This window comes from Ruegeria sp. AO1, from assembly GCF_056535985.1.
The window spans coordinates 717,137-737,391 of the sequence record NZ_JBQFJC010000002.1 but is presented as its reverse complement, the minus strand read 5'-3'; the positions used below and the strand labels follow the sequence as shown (position 1 = coordinate 737,391).

Sequence of the window (20,255 nt, the reverse complement as noted above, 5' to 3'; positions counted from 1 at the left end):
GCCAGTCCACTCTTTCTTTTAGGGATGATTGGGTTCCAAAACTAACAACACGACCAACTTGAGCAGCGGTAATGCAGAGATTGCGTAGACATCGTTAGGCCGTCACGAAGTCCAACGCTAAGTCCACAAAAAAGTAACTACCGCTGCAACCCGTATTTCAACGCAAATCCCCATCACAGAACAACCAACAGGGCATGAACGAAATTAAAGGCAAAGCCTTCAATTGGTTCAGGCGCGATCTGGTTGATCCCGATCAATAAGCAAAAACACAAAACCAAAGCATAGGGCAACTTGTGCATTGGAAGTTTCAAGCCATCCCGGGTCTCTGCAAGGATCAAAAGTAAAAACGTCATTACAAATACCTGCATCGACAACCAACGGCTCCAGTCAGTGGCGATCGGATAAAGCAGAAATGGAGTGCAAGCACTCAACAGAAACAGACTCCATTCAAAGCCGCCACTTAACACCCGGGTCGCTGCCCACAAACAAGGCAACATCAAAAGTATAGTCATCAACACTACGACAGGAACATTCACTCGATCCAGCACTATGATCTTAACCGCCGAGGTCGTACCTCCAAATCCGTCTACAAGCCATGGAAATATCCCGCCGCACAACCGGTCCGACAGCCCGGCGTCCAACAGACGTGAGCACATAGCGTCGGTATCCGGAACGCTGACATAAACTGTGGAAAACACTGCTGCTGTCAGCGAGATTAAGCATAGGCATGCAATTGGACCAAGCGACGCTTGTTTTCCGTGACGCAAATAAAACGCTACGCTCAACCCCGGAGCCAAAACTAAATTTCCTTCATGAAAAAAGACAGATACGCCATAGAGAATTAGGGCGGTCATAGTTCCGATAAAACCGCTACTTCTGGCAAATAGCAATGGAAGGAACGCGGCTAAACCAATCAGCTCTTTGCGATACGCAGACGTAGTATCGTTGACCCAGAATAATACGAGTGCAGGGCTGACCAAAAGGATCACAACCACATCCGGCATTTTTAGTGAAAGGCCTTTGCAGAAAAGCACCACAATTATCAGAATTGTCAAAGCCGCTTGTACCAGGCTTACCAACACCAGGGGACTGACATTCGACAGTTCGGAAAGTTTCAGAAAGAACTCACCCGAAATGCCCCGTCGAACGATACCACTTGAAAAGTTCACCAACCAATCCGCGTGCTGAAACTCGCCACCACCAGCTTTGGTCAAATAAATCAGACGCCGCAATAAAAGCGCTATCGACACAAGAAAAACAAATGAAACAAGCAACACGTTAAAGCGCCTTGACCCAAACAGCATGTATTCCCACCCTTAATGATCAAATTTGTTCAAACATATTGTTGGTCAGGATGTTAAGCTGCGTTCAAGATGTTCTCAAGAAGGCGCCGAGTGGTGACTGAAGGACGTATTGGTTCTGAAATAAATTCGGGAAATGTTTTGAACAACTTTCACCGGAACAAATTTTGCGCGACTGCATCAGAATTGCGAAGTTCCGCTGACTGAGGGCATGATCAGTCTAGGTATCGGAATAGATCGAAAAATTGCAGCGTCGAAATAGTTGCAAAAGCATAAGGAAACTTCAGTTACGGTAAATCGAACAAACACGGGATCTTATTCCCTGTTTCACCCTGAATTTGGTTCAGTAGAGCAAAGGGTCACTGAGCGAACTTCCGGTCTTAGTTGAATATCGAGCTGTTGCTGGATTTCGACAACGCAACTAACTGGTATGCAACTCACGTGCATCGCGGGTTCACCCAGAAGGTCCTTCCATTTCACCTCGGGGGATGCAGTCACTTTTGGGACTATCGATCCTTGCCCCCGCGCATAGAAGTATGTCCCAATCTAGCGATGCCTAAAATTTCGTCGCACAAGACAGATCTTTAGTCGGTAGCTTGCTTGATTGAATGCATCCGCATCAGCAAAGTTCCATCTTAGAAATTTGATGAATTGTTTTTCCTTGCTCGGAAGCTTCAGCCCAATCTGGGTTTCAGAACGCCCGCTCTCAAACTGCTATGGAACCTTGCCAGAACATGTACCCATTCTGGCCACTCTGCTTGGCAATTCAACAGAATTTTGTTTTATCCAGCTTTTTTGGGATATCCACAAAACGGAGCGGGCGGTTCCTTGAGCTTTGTTGAGCAGGATAGCGTTGTTATCCAAATCATGGCAATCTATGCCACAGTTATCTCCGAACCCATCACTTTGGAGTGTCAACAAGACCGAAAATGTATCGCGAAATCCACAGGAAGACGCGCACTTTCATAATCTATAAGCATTTTTCATTTGTGTAGCCGATTGAAGCGTGAGTGGTGAAGTTCTCGACATACTAGTGACTAAATTGCGTATAAATATGACAAGAATCGCCAACCCCGTAAGCTGTCAGTTTTTGTGTTTGAGGAATGCTTGATTTGGAAAACCGTCGTCCGACCTTTGTCACTCGGCCTGGCCTTCCGGAAATAGGTGATGTCCTGCCCTACCTTGAACGGATATGGTCCTCTCGTGTTCTCACAAACGGCGGTCCACTGGCGCAAGAACTCACAGTGGCACTACAAGATTATCTGGGTGTCGCGCATCTAAGTCTTGTTTCGAACTGTACCAGTGGCTGTATCGCGGCTTTGCGCGGCCTCAAGGTAAAAGGCCAGGTTATCACGTCTCCTTTTTCTTTTGTCGCAACGGCAAACTCGATTGTACTTGCGGGCGCAGAACCGGTTTTTGCGGACATTGATCCAGTAAGCCTTAACCTTGATCCAGAACAAGTGGAAAGGCATCTAACCCCGGACACCGCCGCTATTATGCCTGTACACAGCTTCGGAAATCCCTGCGACCATGCCGCACTTGAAGAGATTGCCAACCGCCGAGGTATTCCGCTGATCTATGACGCTGCACACGCATTTGGAGTGAAGTCGAATGGTCAGAGTTTAACAAATCTGGGAACTTGCTCGGTTGTTAGCTTTCATGCCACCAAAGTATTCAATACCTTCGAAGGCGGCGCCGTTATCACGCACGACGAACAGTCAAAGGCAGCTGTGGAGCGCTTGATCAATCACGGTATAGAACATGAAACCTCAGTGCCAGAGATTGGTTTAAACGGCAAGATGAGCGAACTCCACGCAGCAGTTGGCTTGGCGCAACTGCCTTATGTGGATGAAATCATCCATCAACGGATGATGATTGCAAAAAAATATTCTGCTCGGCTTAGTGGCACACAGGGAGTACATTTGGTTCAGCCTTCACTGGACGTGCGATATAACTATTACATGTTTCCTATACTTCTTGATACAACTTACGCGCTGTCCCGCGACGAACTTTGCACGACAATGGAGGCGGAAGGGATTTTTCCTCGGCGCTACTTTTATCCTTTGGTTTCCGATTTACCTTCTTTTCAACATCATCCTTCAGCTGAGCCGTCGAATCTTCCAAAAGCCCGGAGAGTTGCGAATAGCATTGTCTGCCTGCCGATTTATCCTGACCTCCCATCGGTTGTTCAGGACAGGATCATAGAGATAGTTTTAAGTCCAACGCACTGATGTGGATTATCCTCCGGTCGCAACGAACAAATCGTGCCTTAGACAGCGCCCAAGTTCAGAAGCCGCCCAACCAACTTTGACAGGCTGATGTACGCAAACCTGTGAATCCTCCTTAAGCAATCTATCTGCTCGATATTCAAACAGATTGAGCAACTCTTCGAAGGCCCATAATGGCCGGCAACACTAAAACCTCTGGTCGTTTGGCCGTCCGCGGAAAGTTAAGGTTTACAGCGACCCAAACCTGCCACGCTTCGCATGTGTGGCGCTCAGAATGTGGGCTAAGGTTATTCGATCCGTGCTTGGTCAGAGCAATCGAGTTCGCCATACCTGCACAAGAAAACTAGAATATTTGGATAAGCCCATTGAATTTCAGGTTGGCGAACTTCCGGATCAGGGCTACGTTACACGCCGTCATGACTTCTACAATCCTTTGGAAAATTTTTTGATCGAGCGCGGCCTGTCTAATGAACTTATTCTAATACCGGTGTTGAAGGCTCATAGAGGACCCAACGGCGGATTGGTTCTAACGCAAAAGTACTTGGATGGCGCGGTTGAATATGCCAAACACTGGGATGGCCCTGTGACCTCGCTTGCCGAAGTTTCTCGGACTCCCTCAACAGATATGGACCATGTTGAGGTGCAGGCAGATTGCGATGCGCAACACCGGATTGAGGAACAGCCAAAAACACTTGATACCTTGATCTCTCGCCTTCAAAACGCAGGGGCTGTGGTAGGATTTCTTGATCCCAGTCAGGGGGCGATGACGCGGCAGTGTTTTCAACTCGGGGTTCCGGTCATTCACGTGTGCGAATACACCCTGAAAACTGAATTTCAGATCATCGATGCATCGCCGGTCAACCCACTCATTAAGTTGCGCAGGAAAATCTGGATTCGGAACGCGGAGCGAACACGCAGAGCCTTGCTTGGCTCGCTGGCCGGACTGCAGTGCAATGGTGTACCAGTCTTCGAAGCGTATAAACCTGAGCGCCCCGACGCGTTCCTTTTTTTTGACAATCGCGTCAGAAAAGCCGATGTGGCGAGCGACCAGGACCTGGAAAGAAGGGCGGCAAGATTGAAAAAAGGCGAACGTCTCCGTCTTTTGTTCGGCGGTCGTTTTGTCCCAATGAAAGGGACGCGCTATCTTCCCCTCGTTGCGCATGAGCTTGTAAAAAAATGTGTCGACTTTCAATTTGATATCTACGGATCTGGACCGGAGCGAGGTCAACTGGTTGACGCGATTCGAAAACTTAAACTTGAAGATCGGGTAACGGTTCACCCGCCCGTCGATTTCATGTCAGAATGGGTTCCTCTTCTGAAAAATGCGCCGGACTTATTCGTCAGCTGTCACCCACAAGGTGACCCGTCGAGCACCTACTCAGAAGTGATGTCGTGCGGCTTACCAATAGTTGGCTTTGATAACGAAGCATTTAAGGGAATTGTAGCGCATTCCCGTAGCGGATTCTTAACACCTTTGGGCGATACAGAAAAGTTGGCAGACCAAATTGCTAAACTTGATCAGCACCGTGAAGTATTGACCCAAGCTGCTCGCCGAGGTCGCGATTTCATGCGAAGCCACTGTTTCGAAGAGACTTTTGCGCGGCGCACGGCGCATTTTTCTAAAGCTGCAGAAACTAGGCGGCGCAATTAGAGTTGCTCATTCCTGGTAAAAAATCCTCATTTCTTGGACATCCAACAATTGCTTAACTACACGGGTGAAACAAGGAAAGTATGCCTTGTCACATGGAATCATCGCGTCCTCTTTTTGGGCTATCAGGCCGAAGCACAGACTGTTGAACCTGCCATGAAACTAGCCACGCTGCCGTAATTGAGGTAGACGTAAGGGGAAGTTTCGGTATCTGAAGGCACGTTCAGTCGAATATTTCCTTAACTACAACAATTGGCGCAGAGAGACTTTTTTGTTACTCGAACCTGAGGAGATCCCCCTTTTTGGTTTTATCTTCTTAACTTAGAAGAAATTGCCGACTATTCTGATCACTGAAATTTTAACGTTCGCTATAGTTGGTGTTATGGTTCAAATTGATGTCCCAAAGCTGAATGCAACGGAAACTGAACCTTCGCTGACAAGCGTTGCCGTCCTTGTACCATGCTACAACGAAGAAGCTTCAATCGGTATTGTCGTACGCGATTTCAAAGCCGTGCTCCCGAACGCAACGGTATATGTTTACGATAACAATTCGAACGATCGCACTGTTGAGGTAGCCACAGAAGCCGGTGCTGTGGTGCGCAGCGAAACCCAACAGGGCAAAGGACATGTCATGAGGCGAATGTTCGCCGATGTTGATGCCGATTGCTATGTGCTGGTCGATGGCGACAACACTTACGAAGCAGCCGCGGCCCCGCGTCTGGTAAATATGCTGCTAGCACAGAACCTTGATATGGTAACTGGATGTCGTGTTACGAATATTGAGGAAGCTTACCGGCCCGGGCATAGGTTCGGCAATTGGGCATTGACCGGTTTGGTGCGGTGGATTTTCGGAGACCGCACCCGTGATATGCTCTCTGGGTATCGCGTTTTTTCGCGCCGATTTGTTAAAAGCTTCCCAGCTTTGTCACGAGGTTTTGAGATCGAAACCGAACTTACAGTGCACGCACTGGAGTTGCGCATGCCTATCGCGGATGAGGAAACGGCTTATATCGACCGGTTACCCGGATCCGAAAGCAAACTCAGCACATTTCGAGACGGCTTCCGCATCTTGCGGCTTATCCTCACTTTAATAAAGGAAGAGCGCCCGATGCCTTTTTTTTCGGCAATCGCCGCCTCCCTGCTGGTACTTTCGTTGGCGCTTGGATACCCAATTATCGCCGAGTTTATCGAAACCGGGCTTGTGCCACGTTTTCCCACGGCAATTCTGGCCGCAACCATCGCCGTTATTTCCGTCCTGTCGTTCTTTGCTGGCTTGATCCTGGACACCGTTACGCTTGGGCGGCGTGAAATGAAGCGGCTACACTACCTTTCGGTACCAATCAGAAACCACTGTGAGTGACTAGTGGATGCCAAGTTATACTAGTTTCTTTCGGTTCTGTGTCGTTGGCACAATCGGGTTCATTACTGATGCCACTGTGCTTGCTTTGTTGCTGGAAAACGGTGTTTCTCACTATGTCGCCCGGATACTCTCTTTCCCGGTAGCTGTCTTTGCCACATGGTGGCTAAACCGCGTTTGGACCTTCAGCACTGCGAACCGTACCAGGACTGGTCGACAAATTGTGCGCTACTTTACGGTTCAAATCCTAGGAGCGATTGTAAACTTAATGACTTACCTGTTGGTTTTGCTGTTTATCGAAAAAACAGTCGTCAACGCATTATTCGCGCTTTCGGTCGGTTCGGCAGCGGGGCTTGTCGTCAACTATCTTGGCGCCCGACGCCTCGTATTCCTGACCAACTGAGGCCGCGTCATGACACGTTCGTCATTTACCTTCTCTGTAGCCTTGTTTGTGTTCGGATGGGCTCTTTACCTGGCGATCTTATTTCCTGGCTTTTTGAGCGTGGACTCAGTTGTCCAACTACTTGAGGCCCGTAGTGGGGAAATCGGCGATTGGCACTCGCCTTTCATGACTTTGCTTTTCGGAGTGGTGGATCAGTTCTTTCCGGGACCAGTCGGCATGCTTATCCTGCAAATCACCTTGCTGTGGGGCGGGTTGATGCTGTTTTGGTACGCGGCGTTGGTTCCATTTGCCCCACGGCTTGGGGCAGTCTTACTTTTTTTGTTAATGTTTTACCCGCCAGTTCTGGGTATCAACGGAGCAATCTGGAAAGACATTCTAATGGCGGGCATGCTCACTGTGTTGAGCGGTGCCCTAGCAGGTGTTTATTCAGGCCGTTTGCCTCAAGGGCCAATGATTGCACTTGTTTTAGTGACCGCGTTTGTGGCGCTTCTGGCCCGTGTAAATGCCGTCTTCTGCTTGACACCTCTGTTGTCGCTTCTAGCGGTCTGCATCATCCGTCCGCGTCGTATCGTGGGGTTTACAGGCGCTATTTGCCTAAGCGCCGGGCTAGCCCTGGGCATAGCGCTTGGGTCGATGAGTATTAATGCCCAAATTGCCGATCGCTCGGAAAACCCAATGTTGTCGGTAGCCCTTTTTGATGTAAGCGGGACAATCGCCTATCTGCCAGATGGAGAACGGCGAACCCGTTTGCACTCTAAATTACCAACTCCACTCACCGAAGGGCTTACTCCTCAGAACCTGAGCGAAAGCTATTCACCGCGCGATTGGCAAGCTGTTTTTTACGGCGATCAACCCGGACTAAATGCACTGAATCAATCCCAAGACACTCATGTCCCGACTGATACTTTTGGTGCTTTGGACCCTGAACAACAATCCGAGATACTTGCCTCCTGGCGCCATGCCATCACTACCGAACCGAAGGCCTATCTAAGTCACCGCCTCGCTGCATTTGATTGGGTGTTGGCGTTCCGAAAAACACTTTGGCAACCCGTCTTGTTTGATCCCGCAAACTATTCCGAAGAAATGCAACAAATTGTACCACCTATTTCGGAACAGACATTGCTGCAAAAAGAGTTGGCTTTGCTCTTTAACAAGCTGGCCTATTACCCGCCATACAAACCTTGGCTATGTCTGGCAGCAGCGATGACCTTGCTCGTCATTTTGTTGTTCAAACCAGCTGGCCATGGGCTGGAGATAGCCCTTTTACTTGCCGTTCCTGCACACTTGTTCGGTTTGTTTTTGTTGGCGCCGACACCGGACTTTCGCTATTCGCACGTTATCTTTTTGTTCACTGGGTTAGCCTTCAGCAGGGCAATATGTATCTTTCTAAAGCGACGGGTTTAGATTTGGACCCAAGGCCCATAATTCGCTAACAATCAAATTGGACCATTTAGGAAGCGCGGATCAGCTACCAACAAAGCAATATCAGCAGCCGTGAACGACGCACGCAGCTAGCATAGATATCACACTGCTCAACACAACTCCTGGATTCAGGAAGCTTTGCGATTCGCTTAAACCCGCTTCATACTTAGTTCTACAAGGACCAAAGTCCGTCGCATTCCCTTAACTATTGCTTGTAATTTGGATCAATTGTTTCCCAAATTGACCTTTCAACTCTTTCAGACACAGAGGCAACTTGCTTCTGCGAGTATGATAAACTTTCTAACTTGATTGGGTAAAAATAGTGGTATGAACTGAAGCAGCGCAGTTGTGTTGATCGTGATAGGTTATGGTTTATTCGGTTCAGTATCTTAGGTTTTTTGCAGCAATCGCTGTCGTGATCGTGCATGCAGCGGGCGAAGTTGGGTTAGTCTTTCAACAAGGACAGGTCGGCGTCGACCTTTTCTTCATTATCAGCGGTTTCGTAATCTATCTCGTTACCGAAAGAAGCAGAAATTCACCAAAATTTTTTCTATATAAGAGATTTATCAGGGTCGCCTTACCCTATTACGCCATTTTGTTTTTTGTAATTTTCGACTACACGACCCTTGGATGGAACAACTACGATTTCGGCAAGCTCACTGTGAGCAACACTCTGCATTCATTTCTGTTCATTTTCGAAACGAGTGATGAAGGAGTGTTTGTTCAGCCAATCTATCCGATCGGTTGGACTCTGAATTTCGAGATTTTCTTCTACGTACTGTTTGCAGTAGCAATGATGGTTTCCCAAAAACATCGCCTGGCCCTAACAGCCAGCGCGATCTTTGGACTGACAATCCTACAATGGTTTGGCCGATTCGAGGGTGGTATGTGGTACATGGTTCAGACCCGTACTGCTATCGAGTTTATTTTCGGAATGCTTGTAGCTTACTACTACATCAATCACCTCGACAAATTACGTCAGCATAGAGCTACTGTCCCGGTAGCAATGGTGGCATGTTTGATAGGGTTTTCACTGCTTGCGCTTGGACCCCCCGTTCATCCTTTCAGTGGTACGCGGTTTATTACTGCTGGGATTCCATCTGCAGTCTTCCTATGCGCAGTCGTCACCTTAGAGTCGTGCGGGCAGATTTCAAAGAGCAAGATTTTGTTTTATCTTGGTGGTGCGTCTTACTCTCTGTATTTGGTTCACTTGGCAGTTGCAAAGAGCGTCGTGCATTTCATACCCATAAACGCGTGGCCGGGACCAATCTTCGCTGTGATTATGATTGTTGTCGCCTCCATTTTGGTTTCCTTAGCGTTTCATCATCTATGTGAACGTCCTTTGCTCGAATTGTCTCATAGGCTCGGACAGCGGCACCTTAAAGGGATAAAGCTACAGGGAACTGGATCGTGACCCAGGAGTCGCTCCGAGGTCACGAGTTCATCGTTTCGACAAGATCGAAATGATGTCACCTAAACAATTTCAACATGCAGCATTGCAAGCGCTTTCAGTTTGGTTGGTGATATTTTCAGGACCCAGTGTAAGGACTAACAACCTCTAAAACATGTGATGCGATTTCTTCGTAATTGGCCGAAAATACATCGTTTATGTTATTTTTAGAAAAGTCTGGCTTCGGGGCCACTTCTTCAAACATAGCCGAGTAAACTATCATCGCAGCCAGAAGATGCAAAGTGTCTTCTCCGTGAGGTGCGTCATCAGCAAACCAGTCGTCGGCTGATAAGGAGGAGGCCGCAGTGTTCTCCATCACCGAAACCATGGTTCGCGCCACAGGAATTAGTTTGATACGTGATGCTGCGTCGGGAACGTTTTCCTTTACCTGGCTCAGCAAATTGTCATACCAGCCGGTATAGTTGAATTTGGTAGTTGTTCGTTCACGCCAATCCGCGAAATCGCGATCGGAACCTGCACCGGTTGCCTCATCAAGCAGCCTTCCCCCGTCAGACCAACCTTCGTAGATCCAATAATTCGGGCGATCTCCCACGTTTGCTTCATGCGTTGCCACAATATCGCTAATCGTGCCGGTCCAAAAACGAGACCGCCCTTCTTCAATATGCCATGGCAGCGGCCCGCCGACGCTAGGGTCAGGATTGGCTCCTTGTGATTCATAGGCTGGAGGGCCGGAAAAATTGTCCGTCAGCATGATTACATCTGTGACATTTGCCCTATCGATCGATGGCCAAGAGTTTTGTGCACCCATGACAGGCACCCCAAGGGTCTTCCAGTTCTGCCGCCAGTCCGGCGGCTCGAGCGGTGGTCCAATGTCATAGCTTCCCTGGCCCGCGAAGAACTGTTCGCCGTTTGCCTCGGTCAGCAATTTCATCATCGGCGGAATCCGATCGTATAGGCTGTTCATGTACGCACCAACGGCACGCCTTTGCTGTACTTCGCCGTTTGCGTCGGTGGGTAGAGAAGAAAAGGCCATCAAAGAAACAAGGGCTGCACTCAAAAATCGCACTGCTTAAACTCCATGTCGGTTGGTTGTCTGTCAGAGAGAATATAGCGCTCTTTTTCAAAGTACATCCTGGATCAAGCGTTTACTGAATGCTCGCCTCTAAATTCACCATCAATGCGGTCACTATCGCCAAAATCGAAACAATCAGAACCGATGTTTGCCTTAAAATTAGGTGATGAAATGACCTTTTGCGGCCATAGAGCCATACCTTTGACCTGTCTGTGAAATAGCTCCTCGCCAGACATACATCCGCCGTATTATATGCATATCGGAGTCAATTAGACTCTAGTTATCTAAAAAACATTTGAGGGGCCTTGGCCGTTAGTTCGCATGACGAGTGAAGCACGTAAACCAGTTCTGGTGGTTGACCTAGACGGAACGCTTTTGCGATCCGACATACTCTTCGAAACTTTTTGGAGCGCGTTGGGAAAAAACTGGCAAACACTCTTTAAGTCGGCTAGCGCATTGTCGCACAGCAAGGCCAGACTGAAGCACGAGCTCGCAGAAGCAGGTCCTGTCGACGTCGAAACGCTCCCTTATGATCCGGAGGTTATCGCCTATGTCGAAGACTGGCGGCGAAAAGGCGGTCAGACGGCTCTGGTAACGGCCAGCGACGAGACCATAGCCAAGGACATTTTCGACCATCTTGGTATTTTTGACGAGGTCTATGGGTCAGACGGTGTGAGAAACCTCAAAGGCCCGGCGAAGGCCACCTTTCTGAAAAACCACTATGAAGACGGCTTCGCGTATATGGGGGACGCCCAGGCTGACATTCCGGTTTGGTCGCAAGCTAACCGTGCAATCACCGTCAACGCACCCACGAAGTTGCGCAGTACCGTGGACGATCTTAGCCCAGAGGTTGACCATTTGAGCACAAAGGTCACTTCATTAAAGCCGTATATTAAAGCTATTCGGCCCCATCAGTGGTTAAAGAACATTCTTGTTTTCCTTCCGATGCTAGCCGCTCACCAGTATGATTGGGGGACATTTTGGGCGTCGTTGCTGGCGTTCATCTCATTTTCCATGGTCGCGTCCAGTGCGTATGTCATGAACGATCTTCTGGACTTAGCAGCTGATCGCGCACATCCGCGCAAGTGCAAGCGCCCATTTGCATCAGGCGCGATCCCAATCGCGCATGGAACTTGGATGGCCTTCGGAATGCTTGCCACAGGCGCTATTATCGCGGCCAGCGTCAATTGGGCTTTTCTGGGCGCGATGACCTTCTATTACGTCGCAACCACTGCCTATTCGCTAAACATAAAGCGCCGCATTGTAATCGATATCATTACGTTGGCTGGTCTCTACACTACCAGAATCATTGCCGGGGGGTATGCTACTCAGATTCCACTGTCTGTGTGGCTTTTGGCATTCTCGGTGTTTTTCTTTCTTTCACTTGCATCAGTAAAACGCCAGGCCGAACTAATCGACACCGCCAAGCGTGGCGCAATGGAAGCCACAGGACGCGGCTATCAGGTCGACGACCTGCCGCTAATCAGCCAGGTAGCTATCTCTTCCGGATATGTTTCAGTTCTGGTTATGGCGCTATACATCAACTCTCCCAACGTGATGGAATTGTATCGCTCTCCTACTGCGCTTTGGGTGGTGTGTTTGATTCTTCTGTATTGGTTGACTCGTGTCACCATGATCACCCACCGCGGGCATATGCATGATGACCCCGTCGTCTTTGCCGCGAAAGACAGAACCAGCCAGTTGTGTTTTCTCGCCATACTGTTTTGTGCTGTTTGGGGTGCCTTGTTATGACCTTGGGGAGTTTGATACTTCGATATGGAACATTCGCGATCATCGCGACCGCCGGGAACCTTGCTACGCAACGGGTTTTCTTGATGTGGGGTGAAAGCCTAACCCATTTTGTTGTCGCACTATGTGCTGGAACCCTCGTGGGTTTGGTCATCAAATACCTATTGGACAAACGTTGGATTTTTTACGACTTGTCCTCCGGAGTGGTTGAGCACAGGAAAAAGTTCACGCTCTATACGATTATGGGGTTAGCTACGACTGCAATCTTCTGGGGTACTGAAACCGCTTGCTGGCTGATATGGGGGACCGATTTGGCTCGCGAGATTGGGGCTATTGTTGGTCTAACCATAGGCTATGTGGTCAAGTACAATCTGGATCGGCGGTTCGTGTTCACCGATTCAACCCTTTCGCTGGGACGTGCGACATGATGCTGAGTGGGTGGGGTCGATTTCCAGTCGTTTATGCACCAATAGTCAAGGCCCCGCGGTCCGATGTCGAACTGGCTTCTGCGTTGCGTTACGGGGGTGTCATCGCACGGGGCAACGGGCGTTCCTATGGCGACAGTGCGATCAGCCGGCGAGGTACAGTTGACATGCGGCACTTCAACCGCATGATTTCGTTTGACAATGAAACTGGAACCCTTGTGGCAGAAGCTGGCGTTCTGCTGGCCGACGTAATCTCGTCCTTCCTGCCGCGTGGATGGTTTCCTCTTGTGACGCCCGGGACAAAATACGTGACACTTGGCGGGATGATCGCCGCCGATGTGCATGGGAAGAACCATCACCGTGACGGTTCAATGGCAAAGTCACTGGAATGGGTCGATGTGATGGACGCTTCGGGCCAAGTGCACCGTGCCTCGCGCGACGAAAATCAGGAGCTTTTCAATAGTATACCAGGGGCTATGGGGTTGACTGGTATAATACTTCGGGCCGCGATCCGTTTGCAGCGGGTCGAGACGGGCTGGATCCAGCAGAAAATGATCCCCGCGAGCAATCTTGCTGAGTCGATGGAAGTATTTGAGGCCAATGACCAAAGTCTTTACTCGGTTGCCTGGATTGACTGCCTGAAGCGCGGCGCGAACCGCGGTCGATCATTGGTGATGCTCGGAGAGCACGCTTCGCTCGATATGTTAAGCGCTAGGCAAAAACTAGACCGCTACGCTATGAGCCCTCGGCGAATGAAACGAGTGCCGTTTGACTTTCCAAGCTTTGCAATGTCGGGTCCTGCAGTGAAGGCTTTTAACGCGCTGTACTACCGTTCCGGGTTGCGTAAAGCCGGTGACAGCATTGTGGACTGGGATAGCTATTTCTATCCGTTAGATGCGATATTGAATTGGAACCGGGTTTATGGTCGCAAAGGTTTGCTGCAATTCCAATGCGTTTTGCCCTTGGAGACATCCCGTGAGGGCTTAAACGCCTTACTGGACACGATCTCTGAGGCCGGCTCTGGCTCTTTTCTGGCGGTTCTTAAGCGTTTCGGAGAACAAATCAGCGCGTTTTCTTTTCCAATGCTCGGCTATACTCTAGCGCTAGATTTCCCCGCCACCGACAAGAACCTCAGCCTGCTGGAACGCCTTGATCAAATAACGATAGCGCACGGTGGAAGATTCTATCTTGCCAAGGACGCCCGTATGTCAGCCCAAACATTGATGGAAAGCGACGCGCGTACGGCCGCTTTTGTCGCACAGCGACAGAACAGCAATGCATCGGTGGCCTTTCAATCCTCACAATCCGAAAGGCTTGCACTATGAGCAAAGGCCCCGTACTCATCCTTGGCGCGCGTTCCGACATTGGTCTCGCCGTAGCAAAAAATTTCGCCAGCCTAGGACACCCTATCCAACTTGCCGCGCGCGAAGCTCAGAAATTGGCTCCTGATCGCGACGATATCTCCACGCGGTATAATGTAGAAGTCACGCTACATGAATTCGACGCGCTGCACCCCGACAGATTTGCTGGTTTCCTCGACAGTTTGCCAGAACTTCCAGAGGTCGCTGCTTGCGCAATCGGCTATATGGGCGAGCAAGAGGATAGCGAAAGTAACCTGACAGCCGCCAGCCTTGTGATGCGTTCAAACTATGAAGGCCCTGTCGGCATTCTGTCCGAGCTAGCTAATCGGTTCGAAGATCGTGGGTCAGGTGTAATTATCGGGATCAGTTCGGTGGCCGGTCAACGTGGCCGCGCCACAAATTATTTCTATGGCTCGGCCAAAGCCGGCTTCACTGCCTTCCTTTCAGGACTGCGCAATCGACTGGCCAAGAAAGGTGTGCATGTAATCACAGTTTTGCCCGGGTTCGTTGCGACACGTATGACTGAAAATCTCGATCTGCCCAAAAAACTGACGGCTCAACCTGCAGAAGTGGCCGAAAAGATAGCGTTGGCAGTCAAAAAAAGCAGAAATGTAATCTACGTCCGCTCAATTTGGTTTTTGATCATGACAATCATCTGCAACATCCCTGAAAGCATTTTCAAGAAGATGAAGCTGTAATGTTCAAGGCGCTTCCGTCTTTCAGTCGGACGGTGGGCAATTGACTTCGAGCACATAACCCGGGCTTAGCAGAGTGTCAAAAACCGCAACTGGTTTATAAGAACATGATCTTTCGTCCAATACCTGCCTCAGTCCTGCGGTTGCCCGTCCCGGTAACCCAGGCCAGCTCGCATGTATCGACGCTATATAAAAAGTCCTGCCATCTGACGGCCTGGAATCCAGAACGAACCTTGCCAATGGACTGAAATCAATTCTTCGGCGCAACAAAATGTACATCTTTGCCCAGCCGATTGGATCGTTTTGCAAGATGTTCTCCACCTTTTCCGAGAACAGATGGCTATCGATTTCGTTCCATTCTGAATCGAAATAAGATGGGTCGATCGCACCACTTTGGGTCGAAAGACTAGGTGCGTACCGGTGCTGCGCAATTGGCGCGCCCCTTTCGATCATCAGCGGAATCAAACGGAAGGTTCCAAAATAATACAGCACGTCCGAGGGCGGCAAATTGGCAAGTGTCTCGACTACCTGTTCGCTTGAACCTTCGACCAATTGCGGCGGCCACTTCATCGCCACCCGTAACCCGGAGGCAGCGAAAGCAATTCCCAGAAAAACCAAGCAGCCCAGCGCTAGTCGGCGGCGTGGGTCATCGCGTGGCACGAGCAACGCATCGGCCACCGCTCCAGCTAGAACCCCTACGACCCCCAAAATCCAAAAAAGATGACGTGAGCTGACCGCAGGATATTTGCCTATTGCGGCCAACACTAAGAAGGTCAAAACGATAGTTGCGATGAACAGCAACAAACTGACAAGTTTTGAACGTCGAGTGTCACCACAAATAATAAGTGCGGCGCCAGAACTTCCCAAAAGTACCAACACAATAAACACCCCTCGTGATTGCAACAAGAGCATGGTGGCTTCATCGAACCGCTTCAGGGCATCAAAACCCAGAGCCCCATAGGCGTCCGGAAATCCGGTTAATTGAATTTTTGTCGCGTAACCGATTTGCAAGTAATACGCCACGGCAACACCGCAGAAGAGCGCGGCCAAAGCGACCTCCTTCCACTCTAGCTGTCTCCGTTTCAGACGTTTGAGCAGAAAAAAAGCTACAACCAGACACCCTGCGACAATTGTAGATAGACCCAAAAACAATCCAACAAACAAAACCGCCATGTCCCGTAAACCAAAGGGTGCGTCACGATTTTTGCAGTAGATCCAGGCAGCAAATATGGCGAAACCAGCCGCATCGAACGCGTAGAACTTCAACATCGAGCCATTGATCAGGAAAGATGGCTGCGACAATAGCACAAATAGACCTGCAGCAATTGGAATAGGGCGCCTGTCGAAAGCGAAGGCCATAGCAATAGTGATGATGCCAAGCGTCGTCAGGATCACGATCCATCGAGCCGTTTGAATTGATAGGTGTGAAATCGAATGCAAAAACAGATTGAAAACGGGCGGGCCGGCTTGTTGCGCCTGCGGCAAGGGGCCAAAGGCTTGCGCAAGGTTGTCCAAAGGAAAGTTTAGAAGTTGAGAAACTTCATCAATCCAAATACTGCGATCTGTCCAAAAAAAAAGCTGCACACCCCCGAAAGCTATAACTAGAACTAATATCGCAATGCCAAACGGGCTGTCCGAGCGGGCAATATCCTTTGGCATCGAATTCTCTCTGAAATCGTTTGATTGTCTGTGATTTAATCGGAAAAGCGTTGTGGACTCAAGTTGGGGTTTCTGTTCAATCGCGACAGACTGAACACGCTTAAGTCCCCACAGTTTAAGGCGATGTACTCTGCGCTCTAACCAAGGCTGCCGACAAATAGCTCTGTTGGCCCTTTCGAGTTGTTTCGCCTACCAAATCACTGCTGTCAGCCAATCAGAAATGAGGTCTCGCCTGAAGGTCTGACCTTGATGGGAAATTGCCACGAGTCCGTATTTTTGTGCATGCCCACTAGCTTTTTTTTTCGTTTTAGCTAGCGATAGTAACGGTCATTGGAGAACGCCATGCTGCTTTTCAGGCTTTGCCTTGTCGTCGTTATTTTATCAGTGCTCCTGGATTACGCAGTTAACCTGTCCGACACACGCTGGAGCTGGGACATCAACCATATGATGTATTTCGGCCAACGTCTTCTCGAAAACGACCTTCATTGGACGGTTGAGTTTGATGACAAACTGCCAGTTAACCAATTCCTCTTCGTTATCCCAGCCGCATTCGACAGCGTTCTGGCATGGCAAATCCTTTCCATCTTTGCAATGCTGAGTGGCGCGATTGCGACGGCGTTTGTCACTCGGCAGGTTCTTGTCTCCGGACTGGATCTGCCGGATCGGGTTACGACGATGTGTGCGCAAACGTCAGCAGTCGCAAGCTTAGCGGGTTTTGCGTTCCTTCCCGGCGGGATTTACCACATCAATCCCTTGGCAAGCGCCTCGGCAATTGGTGCAATAGCCTTGCTTATGGCTGCGGTTGCGCCCATCCGCTTTGGAAAAACCCCGTCTATTTGGCTTTTCGCTTTTTCAGCTCTGCTTGCAAGCCTTGCCATAGGGATACGCCCCTATTTTTTGCTGTGTCTCTGTTGCGCAGCATTCTGGTTGACTTTGCGCCTTATACCAACAGGGCTTACTCTGCTAAAGGCCGTTTATGTCGCTACATTCTGGATTGCTGCCGTCGGTTTGGCCGGAGCGCTGACGAACGTCATGCCATACGTTCTCGCCGGCAACTTACAGGCCTTTTTGGATGGAATGCAGTTGCTACGACAAGACCTGATCCTCCAATCATTGACGAGCAATTTGAAAGAGCAACACAGCTGGTTCACCGATCGCGTTCTTCCTGTTTTTCCCTTCCTCGCACTGGCTTCGGTCTCCACTGCGATCGCAGCTGTTATACATTTGGTCCGAGGTCGAAAGACGCGACTATCAGACCAAACAAAGGGTCTTTGGACAGATATCTTAGTGCTAACCTTAATATTGCCCGGCCTGATCGAGGCAGCGATACTCTACAAGCATTTTTGGTCACACTACCTACAACTGTTTGTACCGTTTTTTGCTATCGGAACAGGGTTCTTCGCCGCTCTTTTGTGGCGTGGGCCGTTGCAAGCCAGAACAGGAAGCGAAGTTCTAAAGTTAGCGCTGGTCTTTTTGACAATGCTGCCACTATGGCGGATTTCGCTGGAGCATGTCCGTTGGTTTGCATCCCGGGACAATACAGCTGAGGAGATCGACCTGCTGTCCAACCAGATCGCGCAGGTTCAAGAGACACTGCCCAGTGGGTCACGCGATTTTCTGGCGCCGAATCTGATGTATGAACATTGGAGGTTGCGCGAACCGCGCCATGGCTTTCCTCATGCCGCCAATACCGATTTTATCGTTGGTAAGAACTGGTGGGGCGATCTAGAGATTCCAGCAGGATACGACCTGCCGAAAAACTACAATGAGTACTGCAACCAAATCGACCGCCAAGGTCCCAGCATCATCGTACTTAAAATCCAAGACGAGCTTGCAAACTGTCTCAGACAAAGCGCATTGTATTCGGCCTTTGAACCGGAGAACGCGACATCAGATGACGTCTTGTTTTTCTTACGCGGAAACGGAAGTTGAATCTTTGAAGCGTGTAAATGCAGACGGATTAAGGAAGGGTTTCATAAGCGCAACCATCCCAATGCCCAGGGTGAGTTGGATTCCTAGTCCTCTTTTACACACGCTGGGCTTGGCTTATGCTGTTTACCCTTACTCAGGCGTAGCTAACCTTTGATACAGGCCATTACTTTGCAGAGATATATTTACTCCATTCCGATGCTTTTGATTTGGGGATTCACACTCTTCATCGCCTGGACTGCCTATCAGGACTTTCTGCTTGGCGGCAATTCCTGGAAACAGGGTGATTGGCTTATCAACAGTACAGAAATCACTATCCGCCGGGGGATGATGGGCTCGATGCTGCTTAAGGTAGCACAGGGTTTGTCGATTGATGTCCTGCTATTGGTTGTCGTTGTGCAGGTCGGCTTGCTGCTTGCAACCGTGGGACTAATTACTGTTGCGCTTAAGCGAAAATGCAGTCCTTCAACCCTTTGGCTTTTGATCCTGTCCCCGGGCTTTTTTATCGGTTTTTGGGCACTGGACAGTCAAGGTGGTTTGCGGAAGGAATTGATTTCCTTTTTTGCCTTTGCATTGATGCTGTTTGCCGCCAGTCAACGTACTCCGAACAAGTTTTTGATCTATTTTTCGGCTGTCGTCTTCGGGTTCGCAACTATTAGCCACGAGGGAAACCTTTTCTTTGCGCCCTTCTTTGCGTTCTGCTTTTGGCTGGCTCGATCTAGACTGGTGATCTCGCGGTTGGACTTCGTCGCCTTGCTAGGAATTATCGGCAGTGCTTGCCTGATCGCCGTGCTAATTGCGTTCGCATTTGGAGAGTTGACTGACTATATGGCCGTATGTCAGCCCATACTGAACGCGGGTGTTTCGGCGGAAATGTGTGAAGGCGCAATCAAGGCGCTTGAGATTCCCCTGAGCGAATACATGACGGCAACCTTTTGGGTTTTGTTTTCATCGAAGATCTTTTCGTTCGCGCTTTTGTATGCGTTGACTGCAGTCTCGATTTTGGTCATCGGATCCTACCTAATAGGCGGGCGCATTTTTGTGCGTGCCTACATTGCGTCGGCATTCCTTTTTCTCCCGCTTTACGTTGTTGCCTTAGATTGGGGCCGATGGGTCAGCTGGCATACAACCGCTGTTGTTTTCACTTTGCTAATTGCGATCAGCTTTGGTGTACAAAAACGAGCAAATGCTCAAGAAATGCCAATTCGGATGTTTTCGGTACTCTTGGTTTTCAATGTAGTTTGGGGATTTTCACACTTCGTGGACGTAATTTGGGGCGGTATTGCCTGGAAAACACTCAAAAGCACATTCATTCTCCTCGGTCTCGACCATGTTGCTCTACCGGCCACGTAGGCCACGAGCGACGGACAGAAGCGGCTTCCAATCAGGGTGTAGCCCATACCTCCTTCGTTTCGGCGCGAATAGGCCTTAGTACGACCCTGGCTGCCTTAGTCGCGACAATGAAACGATGTACTGAACCAAGACCCACCAGCAACTAAGCGATCCAGCCAGACACGCCTCCGTTACGCTTAAACTTGAGATTTCAAACGACGGAGCGGGGAACTTTCTGCGAATAGATCATCGGCAGACAACGA

At 49.5% G+C, this 20,255-nt stretch carries 15 protein-coding genes; 12 read left to right on the top strand and 3 right to left on the bottom strand.

Features of this window, described 5'->3' with window-relative positions:
- Positions 1 to 173: 173 nt before the first annotated feature.
- The gene (locus ACR3FB_RS21415; protein WP_480565247.1) at positions 174 to 1,304 is read right to left on the bottom strand and encodes a hypothetical protein; all 1,131 of its coding nucleotides are present in this window, start codon (positions 1,302 to 1,304) and stop codon (positions 174 to 176) included.
- Between the two features lie 1,100 nt (positions 1,305 to 2,404).
- Between ACR3FB_RS21415 and ACR3FB_RS21410 the strand changes: the two genes are divergently transcribed.
- The 6 genes from ACR3FB_RS21410 (at position 2,405) to ACR3FB_RS21385 (ending at position 9,773) form a co-directional block, all read left to right on the top strand.
- A complete protein-coding gene (locus ACR3FB_RS21410) occupies positions 2,405 to 3,532 on the top strand; it encodes a DegT/DnrJ/EryC1/StrS family aminotransferase (protein WP_480565244.1) in 1,128 nt (375 codons plus the stop codon).
- Between the two features lie 271 nt (positions 3,533 to 3,803).
- Positions 3,804 to 5,180 (top strand): glycosyltransferase, encoded by a 1,377-nt coding sequence (locus tag ACR3FB_RS21405; RefSeq protein ID WP_480566889.1) that lies wholly within the window; start codon positions 3,804 to 3,806, stop codon positions 5,178 to 5,180.
- 328 nt (positions 5,181 to 5,508) lie between these two features.
- Positions 5,509 to 6,537 (top strand): glycosyltransferase family 2 protein, encoded by a 1,029-nt coding sequence (locus ACR3FB_RS21400; RefSeq protein ID WP_425084662.1) that lies wholly within the window; start codon positions 5,509 to 5,511, stop codon positions 6,535 to 6,537.
- Between the two features lie 7 nt (positions 6,538 to 6,544).
- Positions 6,545 to 6,937, top strand: a complete 393-nt coding sequence (locus ACR3FB_RS21395) for a GtrA family protein (RefSeq protein WP_425084663.1) — start codon at positions 6,545 to 6,547, stop codon at positions 6,935 to 6,937.
- Positions 6,938 to 6,946: 9 nt separating this feature from the next.
- Positions 6,947 to 8,341, top strand: a complete 1,395-nt coding sequence (locus ACR3FB_RS21390) for a hypothetical protein (RefSeq protein ID WP_480565238.1) — start codon at positions 6,947 to 6,949, stop codon at positions 8,339 to 8,341.
- Between the two features lie 385 nt (positions 8,342 to 8,726).
- The gene (locus ACR3FB_RS21385; protein WP_480565236.1) at positions 8,727 to 9,773 is read left to right on the top strand and encodes an acyltransferase family protein; all 1,047 of its coding nucleotides are present in this window, start codon (positions 8,727 to 8,729) and stop codon (positions 9,771 to 9,773) included.
- Positions 9,774 to 9,888: 115 nt separating this feature from the next.
- Here the strand turns inward: ACR3FB_RS21385 and ACR3FB_RS21380 are convergent, their stop codons facing one another.
- Positions 9,889 to 10,827, bottom strand: a complete 939-nt coding sequence (locus ACR3FB_RS21380; protein WP_480566888.1) for a hypothetical protein — start codon at positions 10,825 to 10,827, stop codon at positions 9,889 to 9,891.
- A gap of 336 nt (positions 10,828 to 11,163) precedes the next feature.
- Here ACR3FB_RS21380 and ACR3FB_RS21375 point away from each other — a divergent pair, with 336 nt between their 5' ends.
- The 4 genes from ACR3FB_RS21375 to ACR3FB_RS21360 are packed head-to-tail and all read left to right on the top strand — an operon-like array spanning position 11,164 to position 15,075.
- Positions 11,164 to 12,594 carry a UbiA family prenyltransferase gene (locus tag ACR3FB_RS21375; protein ID WP_480565231.1) on the top strand — a complete coding sequence of 477 codons (1,431 nt, stop codon included), beginning with the start codon at positions 11,164 to 11,166 and terminating at the stop codon, positions 12,592 to 12,594.
- Positions 12,591 to 13,019: a GtrA family protein gene (locus ACR3FB_RS21370; protein WP_170380976.1), complete on the top strand. Its 429-nt coding sequence runs from the start codon at positions 12,591 to 12,593 to the stop codon at positions 13,017 to 13,019. The genes ACR3FB_RS21375 and ACR3FB_RS21370 overlap by 4 nt, the downstream gene beginning before the upstream one ends.
- Positions 13,016 to 14,341, top strand: a complete 1,326-nt coding sequence (locus ACR3FB_RS21365) for an FAD-binding oxidoreductase (protein ID WP_480565228.1) — start codon at positions 13,016 to 13,018, stop codon at positions 14,339 to 14,341. Before ACR3FB_RS21370 ends, ACR3FB_RS21365 begins: the two co-directional genes overlap by 4 nt.
- Complete coding sequence (locus tag ACR3FB_RS21360; RefSeq protein ID WP_425084668.1) at positions 14,338 to 15,075, top strand: SDR family oxidoreductase; 738 nt, start codon at positions 14,338 to 14,340, stop codon at positions 15,073 to 15,075. The genes ACR3FB_RS21365 and ACR3FB_RS21360 overlap by 4 nt, the downstream gene beginning before the upstream one ends.
- A 21-nt stretch (positions 15,076 to 15,096) precedes the next feature.
- Here ACR3FB_RS21360 and ACR3FB_RS21355 read toward each other — a convergent pair whose 3' ends face one another.
- Positions 15,097 to 16,731, bottom strand: coding sequence for a hypothetical protein (locus tag ACR3FB_RS21355; protein WP_480565225.1), 1,635 nt, complete (start codon positions 16,729 to 16,731; stop codon positions 15,097 to 15,099).
- Positions 16,732 to 17,073: 342 nt separating this feature from the next.
- Between ACR3FB_RS21355 and ACR3FB_RS21350 the strand changes: the two genes are divergently transcribed.
- Both ACR3FB_RS21350 and ACR3FB_RS21345 read left to right on the top strand, forming a co-directional pair.
- Positions 17,074 to 18,663: a hypothetical protein gene (locus ACR3FB_RS21350; RefSeq protein ID WP_480565222.1), complete on the top strand. Its 1,590-nt coding sequence runs from the start codon at positions 17,074 to 17,076 to the stop codon at positions 18,661 to 18,663.
- Positions 18,664 to 18,813: 150 nt separating this feature from the next.
- On the top strand, positions 18,814 to 20,013 hold the full coding sequence (locus ACR3FB_RS21345; RefSeq protein WP_480566886.1) for a hypothetical protein: 1,200 nt from the start codon (positions 18,814 to 18,816) through the stop codon (positions 20,011 to 20,013).
- Positions 20,014 to 20,255 lie beyond the last annotated feature (242 nt).